Source organism: Stutzerimonas kunmingensis, from assembly GCF_021432085.1.
GTDB lineage: Bacteria > Pseudomonadota > Gammaproteobacteria > Pseudomonadales > Pseudomonadaceae > Stutzerimonas.
In genome coordinates, this window is the sequence record NZ_CP090366.1 from 2,255,829 (window position 1) to 2,268,516 (window position 12,688).

13 protein-coding genes are annotated in these 12,688 nt (G+C 63.4%); 9 read left to right on the forward strand and 4 right to left on the reverse strand.

The window, feature by feature from the left end; translation table 11 throughout:
- Positions 1-24 precede the first annotated feature (24 nt).
- The 4 genes from LW136_RS10725 to LW136_RS10740 form a co-directional block, all read right to left on the reverse strand.
- Complete coding sequence (locus tag LW136_RS10725; protein WP_234175155.1) at positions 25-573, reverse strand: rhodanese-like domain-containing protein; 549 nt, start codon at positions 571-573, stop codon at positions 25-27.
- Positions 574-651: 78 nt separating this feature from the next.
- Positions 652-1,248: a cytochrome b/b6 domain-containing protein gene (locus LW136_RS10730; RefSeq protein WP_023447204.1), complete on the reverse strand. Its 597-nt coding sequence runs from the start codon at positions 1,246-1,248 to the stop codon at positions 652-654.
- A gap of 1 nt (position 1,249) precedes the next feature.
- On the reverse strand, positions 1,250-2,869 hold the full coding sequence (locus LW136_RS10735; RefSeq protein ID WP_234175156.1) for a tetrathionate reductase family octaheme c-type cytochrome: 1,620 nt from the start codon (positions 2,867-2,869) through the stop codon (positions 1,250-1,252).
- A 3-nt stretch (positions 2,870-2,872) separates the two neighbouring features.
- Entirely contained in the window at positions 2,873-3,319 is a 447-nt protein-coding gene (locus LW136_RS10740) for a glutaredoxin family protein (protein ID WP_336512881.1), read from the reverse strand.
- Between the two features lie 263 nt (positions 3,320-3,582).
- Here LW136_RS10740 and LW136_RS10745 point away from each other — a divergent pair, with 263 nt between their 5' ends.
- From LW136_RS10745 to LW136_RS10785, 9 genes are all read left to right on the forward strand, one after another.
- Positions 3,583-4,038: a hypothetical protein gene (locus tag LW136_RS10745; protein WP_014820440.1), complete on the forward strand. Its 456-nt coding sequence runs from the start codon at positions 3,583-3,585 to the stop codon at positions 4,036-4,038.
- A 254-nt stretch (positions 4,039-4,292) separates the two neighbouring features.
- Positions 4,293-4,730: a YqaA family protein gene (locus LW136_RS10750; protein ID WP_090519774.1), complete on the forward strand. Its 438-nt coding sequence runs from the start codon at positions 4,293-4,295 to the stop codon at positions 4,728-4,730.
- A gap of 74 nt (positions 4,731-4,804) precedes the next feature.
- Positions 4,805-5,872, forward strand: coding sequence for an AraC family transcriptional regulator (locus LW136_RS10755; protein ID WP_234175157.1), 1,068 nt, complete (start codon positions 4,805-4,807; stop codon positions 5,870-5,872).
- Between the two features lie 185 nt (positions 5,873-6,057).
- Entirely contained in the window at positions 6,058-6,825 is a 768-nt protein-coding gene (locus tag LW136_RS10760; protein WP_234175158.1) for an SDR family NAD(P)-dependent oxidoreductase, read from the forward strand.
- An 11-nt stretch (positions 6,826-6,836) separates the two neighbouring features.
- The gene (locus LW136_RS10765; protein ID WP_234175159.1) at positions 6,837-8,021 is read left to right on the forward strand and encodes an acetyl-CoA C-acyltransferase; all 1,185 of its coding nucleotides are present in this window, start codon (positions 6,837-6,839) and stop codon (positions 8,019-8,021) included.
- A 10-nt stretch (positions 8,022-8,031) separates the two neighbouring features.
- Positions 8,032-9,171, forward strand: coding sequence for an acyl-CoA dehydrogenase (locus tag LW136_RS10770; RefSeq protein ID WP_234175160.1), 1,140 nt, complete (start codon positions 8,032-8,034; stop codon positions 9,169-9,171).
- Positions 9,172-9,306: 135 nt separating this feature from the next.
- A complete protein-coding gene (locus tag LW136_RS10775) occupies positions 9,307-10,926 on the forward strand; it encodes a long-chain fatty acid--CoA ligase (RefSeq protein WP_234175253.1) in 1,620 nt (539 codons plus the stop codon).
- 75 nt (positions 10,927-11,001) lie between these two features.
- Positions 11,002-12,084 (forward strand): CaiB/BaiF CoA transferase family protein, encoded by a 1,083-nt coding sequence (locus tag LW136_RS10780; protein ID WP_234175161.1) that lies wholly within the window; start codon positions 11,002-11,004, stop codon positions 12,082-12,084.
- A gap of 269 nt (positions 12,085-12,353) precedes the next feature.
- Positions 12,354-12,620, forward strand: a complete 267-nt coding sequence (locus LW136_RS10785) for a hypothetical protein (protein WP_014820432.1) — start codon at positions 12,354-12,356, stop codon at positions 12,618-12,620.
- Positions 12,621-12,688 lie beyond the last annotated feature (68 nt).

The window sequence follows — 12,688 nt, forward strand, 5'->3', positions numbered from 1 at the left end:
GAGGTGCCGCGCTACGCGAGGGTTTTACTTGCGATCGGTGCGGTAGATCTTTTCCGGATTCATCTTCGGGCTCCACGGCAGGCCGGCGTTCTGCCAGCCGTTCTGTAGGCGAAAACCTGCCTGCGGTCCTTCCTTTATCGCCGCGCCCTGAAATCCATCGACGACATACCGCGCATTGGGAAAACCGTTCTCACGCAGGAAATCCGCACTGGGTTTGCCACGCTCGCTGCCCGAGCGGCACATGGTGATGATTTCGGTGTCGGCGCCCAGCCCACGCTTGTCCAGTTCGGTCTGGATCTGCTCGAGGAACTTCGGATTACGGTTGGTCTGGAACGCACCGCGCTCGTCATTCCAGGCGTTCCGCTCGACGAGCAGATACGGAATGTTGGTGTCCACGGCATCGGTGAAGCCGACGAACATGATCTCCACCGGGTCGCGGACGTCGATGAAGAGGACCTTTGCACCCTCCTGTTGGGCGCGGGCGTAGGCGTCTTGCGGGGTGACTTCGAGTTCTACTGCCTGGGCCGCGAAAGCCAGCATGCTGAGGGAAAGGGCGATCAATGAGGATTTCATCCGGAGCTCCGACATGAAAGGACGTAGATGTTCGGGTCATCTTATACCGGCGGGGGTATTTATCCACTCATTGATCATTCAGTGCTTCTCTTCCCAGCCGCTCAGCATGGCTCTGATGTGTTCCAGGGGCGTCCGCCCGGTTGTGGCCAGGTATACATGCGCTATCAGGAAGATCAGCATCATGAACGCGCCCGCCGTGTGCAGCAGTGCGACCTGTTGCAAGCCGAACCAGGGCGAGAGTAGCTCCTGTACCTGCTCCCAGAAGAGATAGAGCAGCCCGGTCAGCCACAGCAGCGGGCCGATCATCACTTTGACGAACAGGTACGACAGGCGCTGCAACGGGTTGTGCTTGCGCTCCACCGTGATCTTGTACGGATGGGGGGCGCCCATGAAAATCCCGTGGACGTAGTAGCGCAGCATCCGGTCGATGTTGTTCAGCGTGGGAATGTACTGGCGCCACTGGCCGGTGGTGAAATGCCAGAAGATACCGAATACCCACAACAGCATCAGCAGCCAGGCTGATACCTCATGGATTCCAACCGCAGTGCGAAACTCCAATAACGCGTGGCTGCCATGAACCGCGAAGCCGCTGAACAACAGCGTGATGATCAGTGTGGCTTGTGACCAGTGCCAGAAGCGCTCGAAACGGGTAAACAGGTAGAGACGCTCGCCCATGTCAGTGACTCCTTCTGCGGCGGCGCGAGAGTACGCGCAAGGCGGCATGGATGAGGACGCCCAGCAGGGCGAGGCCAGCCAGCCCAAAGCCGATCCGGTCGAGCAGGGGGCTGTGGTGTTTGCCAGTCAGCCAGATGCCGGGAACAGTGCCGAGCTGGCTTTGCCGGGCATGGCACTGTGCGCAATCGAGCGCCTCTTCCTTCGGTGCGACCATATGGGTGATCGGCCACAGCATCGACGTGTCGACGAAGTCGAACTTGCCACTGTAGGGCGCGCCAGAAGCGTCAGCTCCAGCCTGCAGGGCCTTGGCCCAGTCGAAGTTGTACCAGAACGCCGTATCGTTCGGGATCGCGGTATGCGGCACCAGCAATGTCAGGAGTTCGGTATCGAAAGGCTGGCGCCCGTGAAAGGTTTTGACCGGCCAGATGCGTGCATCAGTGGCCCCCGGTGTGCCGTGAAAGCTATTGATCGGTACCCGGGTGCTTGGGTCTATTACAGTATCGGGTTGCACATAGCTAACCCGACCGTCGAACCAGACATAGTCGGGCACTACATCCTCGCCGAGTACGAAACTGCCCTTTCTGCTGTCGTAAAGAACCTGACCGCGCTCGTTGCGCGTCTGGAATGGCTTGCCGTTGGCGTCCATTCTTCCGGCGCTGGACCAGTCCCAGGCCATTTTGGTAGGCACGCCGCCGCGGGCGAAGGCCGGGATATGACAGCTCTGGCAGGCAAGCACGCTGGTGTGGTCATTAAGGCGCCCGGTGTGCAGCAGGTTTCCCAGGTGCGGCTTGTCACCATGGCAGGACTGACAGGTCGAACGGTTGCGCTCGCTGCGCTCACCTCGAGTGACTGCGCCGTGCGGGTCGCTGGCAGTAACGTTGATGCGACTGCCGGCGATCCGGTGCTCCTCGGCAACGTGGCCCGTCGCACAGGTGAAATCGAGACCCTCCGCGGCCATGTGCACGTCCAGCTCACGCGACGGCGCATTGAGCGACGAATCGAGATCGCCGTGTTTCACGCCGTCGCCACCGCCGCCGTAGTAATGGCAGGTCCCGCAGGTCCGGCGCGTGGTTGCGCCAACATGGCGTGCCACGGCGGCCAGGTCGACCGGTTCGATGAATTTGCCTGAGCCGGGTGCGGTTTCGCTGCGCACCAGCGGCGGATGCCCAGCGAGGCCCGCAAGCTTGAGGTAGTTGCCGGTGTTATGGCAGGAAAGGCAGTCGACCTTGGTTTCGTCGGTAAAGTCGAAGCTGGCATCCTTCCAACCATAGCCGATGTGGCAAGACTGGCAGAACGCCTCGTTGGAACGGTCGCCGATGCAGAAGCCGTTGAGCATGGTCTTCTTGCCCAGACGCTGACCGGTATCCGGGTTTATGTAGTCCCAGGTCCAGTGCCGCGTGGCCATGATCTGCTTGGCTGCCTTGCCGTGGCAGCTCAGACAGGCCCGCGTTACTTCTTCGCCACTGGCGAAAGGACCCAGCAGGGCATCGAAACGAGCGTGATTGGCGGTGGATGCTTGCGCCAGGCCGCCAGCAAGCAGGAGCGGCGCTAGTAGCAGGGCGATGGTGCGCTGGCGGAATGCTCTCACTTGCTGCATGGCAGCGGCGCTAGGGTCCAGCATAGATCACCCCTGGCAATCTGCTACTGCAGCCATTGCGGCTGTAGCAGCATGACGACGCCCCGCGGGAGCATCACCGCACCGCTGATGAGCTTCAGCGTGCCGCCAGGTCGTTTTGTGAGCTTGCGGCTGCTCAGCGCGAGCACGGCGAAACAGGTAGTACATCTGATCAGCAATGACGAACGTCAGCACTGCCGGCGGCCAGACGCCGGCGCCACGGGACAGGCGCAGCAGATCGGCGCGAGCGGCAGGATCGCGATCGACTTCCCGCAGGCGAATCTCCAGCTCCGAATGCTGCGTGGAGAGCTCCGCGAGATGGGCCTTGGCTGCGCTGCAGTGCGGGCAGCCGTCACGCACGAATACCTTAAGCACCGTTGCGTTAGCGAAGGCATGAGCGCTGGCCAGTATCCCCAGAAGCATCAACAGAGCCCCGCGCAACACGACGTGGTACATGAGCGTGCTTCCCAGATGCTGGCCCAGCCGCCGGCGGGGCGATGGCACATGGTTTGCGAATCCACGCCCATCCTCGACCGTCCTTTTCCGGCCGGCAATGATCTGTAGCAAGGTTGCGCGGTGTGAGCGGCCTTGGCACAGCAGGGTGGACTAATCTCTTAATCAGCGTCATGTAACCGGACCTGGCAAGCGGACAGAATCAGGCACCGGTGAGACAGGCCTGTGCCGTGCTGTTTGCCGTCCTACCAGCGGAGATTTTGGCGATGAAGATCGAGCGATTCGAAGACCTGATCGACTGGACACGCGACACCCATGCCATGCTGGCTCGTTGCATGGCTCGCTGTTCCGACAAGCACGAAGAGACCCGAGCCAAATGGCTGCTGGTCTACATTGCCGACCACGAGAGAGCACTGGCGGAAACGGTCGACAAGATCGAGAAGCATGCCGACCCGAAGGCATTGCATACCTGGATCTACGACTATCTGACACGCAATCCCGTGTTGCGCAATCAGGCCTGTAAGGCTTACGACACCATGACGGTGGAGGAGATTTCCCTGGATATCTTCACCATTCATAACCAGGTGATCGATCTCTACCGCTCCTTGGCGCGTCGCGCCGAAATTGATGGTGCACGCAATCTCGCCGAGGACCTTCTACGCATGGAAGAGCACGAGACCATGCGTCTTGCTCGTCAGGTGAGCCGTATTCACGAGATGTGATGTCAGTGCGGCCCGTCCTGCCGTCCATGGCAATGTCCGATCTCGGCAACACCGGTGCCGCATGTAAATTTGCCCTGTTGCCCTGTTGCCCTGTTGCAAGGTGACACAGTGACGCCGGCTAGTCTGTCGCGAGTGAATCGCCGCGGGCTTGGAGGTTCTTACTCAAGCATCATCCCAGCCGCAGTCACCGCCCAAGCGATGCGCTTTCCCGCATACTGCGCGCCGTCAGTCAGCATGGTTACGGTTGCATATTGATGGTGTCGCTCTCCGGCTATCTCGGCCTTTTTCTCGCGGCGTTCGGTGCCGCCACGCTGCTACCGATGCAGTCCGAGGCGGTGCTCGCCGGCCTCCTTCTTTCCGAACGCTACACGGTCTGGGCCCTGGTCGCCGTGGCCAGCCTCGGCAATGTGCTGGGCTCGGTTGTGAACTGGCTGCTCGGGCGTTACGTCGAGCATTTTCGCCACAAGCGCTGGTTTCCGGTCAACGAGCGGCAACTGACGAAGGCGCAGCACAGCTACCATCGCTACGGTCGCTGGACCTTGCTGCTCAGCTGGGTGCCGATCATTGGTGATCCGCTGACCCTGGTCGCCGGCGTGATGCGTGAGCCGCTATGGAGCTTTCTGCTGATCGTCACGTTGGCGAAGACCGCGCGCTACCTCATGGTGATGGGGTTGACCCTGGGCTGGATGTGACGCAAGGGCTGACAGCGCGACCGTGCCTGGCCGATCATGGCGGCCAACGACTACAGGGCAGGAAACCGAGCCGCATGACCAGCGAGGCGCAAACGACAGCAGACGAGGCAGCCGTCTCGGCGATAGCCCGCCGGGACAGCATCAGCGTCCGCCTGGTAGCCGAGGCGCTGCTGGGTTTCGTGCAGCCCGGGCTATCCACCGGGCAGCTGCTGGATGAGATCGGTCTCGACCCCGCCTGCCTGCAAGATCCCGACGGCCGCATGGACGTGCGTGACTACTCGCAACTCTGGCTGCGACTGGCGCGGCGCTTCGATGACGAATTCTTCGGCATGGACCCGCGCCGGCTGCGCTGGGGCAGCTTCGTCTTTCTCAGCCGCAGCTGCATCCAGCAGCCGACACTGGAGAAGGCGCTGGTTCACGCACTGAGCTTTCTCGGGCTGGGCCTGGAGGACCTGCGTGGCAAGCTGATCCGCAGCCAGAGCCTGGCTGAAGTGTTGCTGCGCGAACGCAACCCCGAGCCGGCGCGAGCCTTTTGCTACTTCACCTTCTGGATGCTCCTGCACGGCCTGGCCTGCTGGCTGGTGGGGCGGCGTATCCCGCTGCTGGCGGTCGAGTTGCGTTGTGCCGAACCGGACTACACGGATGATTACCGGGTGATGTTCTCCGACAACCTGCGTTTCGGCCGGCCGTCGACGCGGATTATTTTCGCTGCCGAAGTGCTCGATCTGCCGATCCGTCGTAGCGAAGCAGAATTGCAGGCCTTTCTCGCCGAAGCGCCAGCCAACATCCTGGTGCGTTATCGCGACCACTCCAGCCTGGCCAGTCGCATCAAACAGCACCTGCGCAGCCTGCCTGCCGAACGCTGGCCAGACAGCGAGACGCTGGCACAGACCCTGTGCATCTCGGCCTCGACCCTGCGTCGCCGGCTGGCGGAGGCGGGGCAGCCTTATCAGGCCATCAAGGACGGCTTGCGCCAGGAAATGGCCACCGAATGGCTGGCCGACGCCGCCATCAGCTATGGCGAAATCGCCGAGCGGCTGGGGTTTGCCGATGTCAGTTCGTTCTACAAGGCGTTCCGCAAGTGGACAGGTATCAATCCCGGGCACTACCGCAACCTGATTCTGGCGCCGGCGCGCGCCTGATAGCGCGTTGTTGGGCCTGAGGCCTCCAGCTGTCCTCACGCCTTTAGCGATAGCGGGAAGATTGCCTTTTGCCATTGGCCAAAACGGTCAGGCAGGTTGAGAACATCGACCATTGCCGCACCCGTGTCGCTGTCCAAAGATAACCCCGGCTTCGCACCGAATAACAACAAGCACGGGAGACAGCCATGCAGATTCGCGACAAGGTATTCCTCATTACTGGCGGCGCCTCCGGCCTTGGCGCTGCGGCGGCGCAGGCGCTGGTCGAGGCGGGCGGCAAGGTCGTGCTCGCCGATCTGGACGAAGCCGCGGCCAACGCCACGGCACAGGCGCTCGGGCCTAGCGCCCTCGGCGTCGCCGCCGACATTCGTGATGAACAGGCCGCGCGCCATGCCGTCGCCGCCGCCCGCGAACATTTCGGCGCGTTGCACGGGCTGGTCAACTGCGCCGGCGTCGCCGGCGGCGAAAAAGTCCTCGGCCGCAACGGCCCGCACAGTCTGGACGGCTTCAGCCGCATCGTCGGCATCAACCTGATCGGTAGCTTCAACATGCTGCGGCTGGCCGCCGAGGCGATGGCCGAGAACGCGCCTGACGAAGGTGGCGAGCGCGGCGCGATCATCAATACCGCATCGATCGCTGCCTTCGACGGCCAGATCGGCCAGACGGCCTATGCCGCGTCCAAGGGCGGGGTGGTCAGCATGACCCTGCCTGCCGCCCGCGAATTGGCGCGCTTCGGCATCCGCGTGATGACCATCGCCCCCGGCGTGTTCGAGACGCCGATGATGGCCGGGATGACCCAGGAAATCCGCGACTCGCTGGCCGCCGGCGTGCCGTTTCCGCCACGCCTGGGCCACCCGGCCGAATACGCCGCGCTGGTGCGGCACATCTTCGAGAACAGCATGCTCAATGGCGAGGTGATCCGTCTCGACGGCGCCTTGCGCATGGCCGCCAAGTGAAGGAAGCAGAGATGAAAGATGATCCGATCGTAATCGTCAGCAGTGCGCGCACGCCCATGGGCGGTTTTCAGGGCGACCTGCAGGGGATGACCGCCTGGCAGCTCGGTGCTGCCGCCATCCGCGCGGCGGTGGAACGCAGCGGCCTGCCGGCCGAGAACGTGCAGGATGTGCTGATGGGCTGCGTGCTGCCTGCCGGCCAGGGCCAGGCACCGACACGTCAGGCGGCGTTGAGCGCCGGGCTGACCCGCGCCACCACCTGCACCACGGTCAACAAGATGTGCGGCTCGGGCATGCAGACGGTGATCATGGCCCACGACCAGCTGCTTGCCGGGAGTGCCGATATCGTCGTCACCGGCGGGATGGAAAGCATGTCCAACGCGCCTTACCTGCTCGACCGAGCCCGTGGCGGCTATCGCATGGGCCATGGGCGGGTGCTCGACCATATGTTTCTCGACGGTCTGGAAGACTCGTTCGACAAAGGCCGGCTGATGGGCACTTTTGCCGAAGAATGCGCCGACGCGTTCGGCTTCAGCCGTGAAGCCCAGGACGCTTACGCGCTCGAGTCCCTGCGCCGCGCTCAGGTGGCAATCAGCGAGGGGCGTTTTGCCGAAGAGATCGTTGCGCTGGAGGTCACCCAGGGCAAACAGCAGCGGCATATTCGCGACGACGAGCAGCCACCCAAGGCGATGCCGGAAAAGATTCCCAGTCTGAAGCCGGCGTTCCGCGAGGGCGGCACGGTGACTGCGGCCAACTCCAGCTCGATTTCCGATGGTGCCGCCGCGCTGCTGCTCATGCGCCGCTCCGAAGCCGAGCGCTGGGGCCTGCAGCCACAGGCGGTGATCCACGGCCACGCGGCCTACGCTGATGCACCGAATCTGTTCACCACAGCGCCGATTGGCGCGATCCGCAAGCTGATGGAGCGCACCGGTTGGTCCACCGAAGACGTTGATCTGTTCGAGATCAACGAAGCCTTCGCGGTGGTCGCCATGGCCAGCATGCGCGAGTTGGGCTTGGACCACGCCAAGGTCAACGTCAACGGCGGTGCCTGCGCGCTCGGCCATCCCATCGGTGCCTCGGGCGCGCGGATCCTGGTGACGCTGCTTTCGGCCCTTCGTGCACGTGGTCTGCGCCGTGGCGTGGCGGCGATCTGCATCGGCGGCGGCGAAGCCACCGCCATGGCCGTCGAACTGATCTGAGGAGGCATCCATGCTGCCCAATGAAGATCAAAACGCGATCGCCGAGATGGCTCGCCAGTTCGCTCAGGAACGGCTGAAGCCTTTCGCCGAACAGTGGAGTCGCGAGCATCGCTATCCCGCCGAGGCGATTGCCGAGATGGCCGCGCTCGGCTTCTTCGGCATGCTGGTGCCAGAGCAGTGGGGTGGCAGCGACACCGGCTACCTGGCCTATGCCATGGCATTGGAAGAGATCGCCGCCGGCGACGGCGCCTGCTCGACCATCATGAGCGTGCACAACTCGGTAGGCTGCGTGCCGATCCTGCGTTTCGGCAACGACCAGCAAAAGCGCGACTTCCTCGGTCCGCTAGCACGCGGCGAGCAGATCGGCGCCTTCGCCCTCACCGAACCACAGGCCGGTTCCGACGCCAGCAGCCTGCGTACTCGTGCCCGGCGTGACGGCGATCATTACGTGCTCAATGGTGCCAAGCAGTTCATCACGTCGGGCAAGCATGCCGGCACGGTGATCGTCTTTGCGGTGACCGACCCGGACGCCGGCAAGCGCGGTATCAGTGCCTTCATCGTACCCACCGACAGCCCGGGCTATCAGGTGGTACGGGTCGAGGACAAGCTCGGTCAGCACGCGTCGGATACCTGCCAGATCGCGTTCGAGGACCTGCGCGTGCCGGTGGCCAACCGGCTGGGCGAGGAGGGCGAGGGCTATCGCATTGCCCTGGCCAATCTCGAAGGCGGACGCATCGGCATCGCCGCCCAGGCAGTGGGCATGGCGCGCGCGGCGTTCGAAGCAGCGCGTGATTACGCCCGCGACCGCGAAACCTTCGGCAAGCCGATCATCGAGCATCAGGCCGTGGCCTTTCGCCTGGCCGACATGGCCACCCAGATCGCCGTGGCACGGCAGATGGTGCATCACGCCGCCGCGCTGCGCGAAGCCGGGCGGCCGGCATTGGTGGAGGCGTCGATGGCCAAGCTGTTCGCCTCGGAGATGGCGGAGAAGGTCTGTTCCGCCGCGATTCAGACCCTGGGTGGCTACGGCTACCTGTCCGACTTCCCGGTGGAGCGTATCTACCGCGATGTGCGGGTCTGCCAAATCTACGAAGGCACCAGCGACATCCAGCGCCTGGTCATCGCGCGCAACCTTGGAGGGCCGGCTTGACCGAAACCAGGTGCGCCTGCGTGCCCTGCGGCGCATCGATACGTGATTTCAGTGGTGCCGGTAGAACGCCGTTTCCTCGACCGGCACTTGCACAATAAAAACAAGATAGAGGTAGGAAACATGCAACCAGGATTGATGCAGAACGCCCCCCTGTTGATCAGCAGCATCGTCACCCACGCCGCCCGTGCTCACGGTGATCGCGAAATCGTCTCGCGGCTGGTCGACGAACCCCTCTGGCGTTATGACTATGCCGGGCTCGCCGCCCGTTCGGCGCAGGCCGCCAGCATGCTGGGCAAGCTCGGCATCGGCCCCGGCGATTGCGTGTCGTCGCTGGCCTGGAATACTCACCGTCACTACGAGCTGTTCTTCGCCGTGCCCGGCATCGGCGCCGTGCTGCACACGGCCAACCCGCGGCTGTCGGACGAACAGATCGTCTACACCATCAACCACGCCGGCAGTCAGGTGCTGCTATTCGACAGCAGCTTTGCCGAGTGCGTCGCCCGGCTGCGGCCACGTCTGGGCAACATCCGCCATTTCATTGAACTGGCTGCGCAACCGAGTTCTGGCCTAGAGGATGTCCTGGGCTACGAGCAGCTGATCGCCGACGAGCAGCCGCTGGACTGGCCGCAGTTCGACGAGAACGCCGGCGCGGTGCTCTGTTACACCTCCGGCACCACTGGCGACCCCAAGGGTGTGCTCTACAGCCACCGCTCGGTGGTGCTGCATGCGATGGCCGCCGGCCTGTCCGGCGCGTTCGGCCTGTCCGCCTTCGATTGCATCATGCCGTGCTCGTCGCTCTATCACGGCACCGCCTGGGGCATCCCATTTGCCGCGGCGATCAATGGCTGCAAGTTCGTGCTGCCGTGCGACAAGATGGACGGCGCGAGCCTGCAGGAACTGATCAAGACCGAGGGCGTGACCCTGTCCGGCGGCGTGCCGACCATCTGGACCATGTACCTCGCCCATCTGGAACGTAGCGGTGAGGATTCCGGCAGTCTGGCGCGGCTGGTGATCGGCGGTTCCGCCGTGCCGCGGGCGATGGCCGAAACCTTCCAGACCAAGTACGGCGTCGCGGTCTGCCAGCTCTGGGGGATGACCGAGACCAGCCCGCTGGGTGTTGTGGCCACGCCGACGCCGAAACTGGCCGAACGTGGTCAGCAAGCGACCAACGACACCATCTGGACCCGTCAGGGCCGCCTGCAATTCGGTATCGAGCTGAAGATCGTCGATGAGGAAGGGCGCGAGCTGCCATGCGATGGCGTCAGTTCTGGCAGCCTCAAGGTGCGCGGCCCCTGGACGGTCGAGCGCTACTACCGCAGCGAAAAAAGCGCGCTGGATGAGGATGGCTGGTTCGATACCGGTGACATCGCCACGCTGGATGCCGATGGCTTCATGCGCATCACCGACCGCAGCAAGGACGTGATCAAGTCCGGCGGCGAATGGGTCAGCTCCATCGATATCGAGAACGTCGCGGCGGCCTGTCCCGGGGTGAAGGTGGCAGCCGTGGTCGGCGTATTCCACCCCAAATGGGAGGAGCGCCCGGTACTGGTGATCGAGCCGCATGTCGATGCTGAGGTTACGGTCGAGACGATCCTCGCCCATCTGGAGCCGAACATCGTCAAGTGGTGGATGCCGGACGCGGTGATCTTCGACGCGGTGCCATTGACCGCCACCGGCAAGATCGACAAGAAGGTGCTGCGCGAGCGCTATCGCAACCATCTGGTCGAGAACCAGCCCAGCGCCGTGAACCAGTAACGCCTGTTACCCATACGCGCTCCGTGCTTCGGTGCGGGGCGCGTCTGCGTGCGTGTGCATCAAGGAGATCGACCCATGAACGAACACGACGCCACCCGTAGCGGACCGCTGTGCGGCCTGCGCGTGCTGGAGTTCGCCGGCATCGGCCCCGGCCCGCATTGCGCCATGCTGCTGGCCGACATGGGCGCCGAGGTGCTGCGCATCGAGCGCGAAGGCGGCAATGGCTGGCCGAACCCGGTGGTCGATCGCGGGCGCAAGACGCTGACCCTCGACATCCGCAGTGTGGCTGGGCGAGAGCGCTGTCTGACGCTGGCCGTGGACGCCGACGTGCTGATCGAAGGCTTCCGCCCCGGGGTGATGGAACGGCTGGGGCTGGGCCCGGACGAACTGCTGGCGCGCAATCCGCGGCTGATCTACGGACGCATGACCGGTTGGGGGCAGACTGGGCCGTTGGCCAGGGCTGCCGGGCACGACATAAACTACATCGCCTTGACCGGCGCGCTGGCGGCAATCCGCGGCGAGAGCGGGACGGCGATTCCGCCGTTGAACCTGGTCGGTGATTTCGGCGGCGGCTCGCTCTATCTCGCCGTCGGCATCCTCGCCGCGCTGTGGGAGCGCGAACGTTCGGGGCAGGGGCAGGTGATCGATGCGGCGATCGTCGATGGCGTGTCGTCGTTGATGACCTTCTTCGCCGGCCTGCTGCCGAGCGGGCGGATCGACATGCAACGCGAACGCAATCCGCTGGCTGGCGCTGCGCCGAACTACCGTTGCTATTGCTGCGCCGATGGTCGCGAGATTGCAATCGGGCCGCTGGAGCCACAGTTCTGGCACGAGTTGCTGGAGCGATTAGACGCGCCGGAAGCGCTCTGGGCGGGTTGCGCCGATCCGGCCGAATGGCCTGCGCAGAGCGAGCTGCTGGAGCAGCTGTTCGCGACCCGCACGCGAGCCGAATGGTGCGCCTTGCTCGAGGGCAGCGACGCCTGCTTCGCGCCCGTGCTTGAACTGGAAGAAGCGGCGCAGCACCCGCATCTGCGCCAGCGTGGCGTTTACCAGGACCTTGATGGTGAGCTGCAGGCAGCACCGGCGCCGCGTTTTTCCCGCACGCCCGGCAAGGCGAGGCGGACGTTACGTTGCAGTGCGGAAGAGGGGTGGGACTGAGTTGCACAGCTGACGTTAAGCACTGTTACGACGTACGCAGGCTTGCGCGCGAGTATCGAAGTCGACGACTTTCATGCTGCGAAAAAAAGCGCGTCCATTATTGGGCAAGCAGTCAGGAAAATGATTCCTGAATATATAACGCTTATATCGCAACACTGTTCAAAGTAATCATTCGGGGGTCGACCAAAGTAGTGTGCAGCGCCCGTAAAGCGCGGCCTAGACGTGCCGCACGTCGGTTTTGGTTTGCGAGTTGGCACCAGCTGACTACTATGAAAACGGAGGCTGCTTATTACAACAAAAACGGGGAGTACAACGTCATGATTAATGATGCCGAACAACAAGTAGTTGCACTTGAACTGTGCCGTTTCCTGGCCCACTGCGTCGCTGCGATCGTTGTCGTGGGGATGCTGTTCGTGGCCCTCGTCGGATCCTGGCACGCTGCCCTCAGTGTAGGTGTCGTCCCTTTGCTCGCCATCATGGCCTGCGATTACCTAGCGAGACGCAAGGAAACTGCTGTGCAGACAGCAGACGCCTGATACGACACAGGCGCTAACCAGCCGAAGAACCTTTTTATGCCCATCGAGCGATAGACACCCTGACAGTG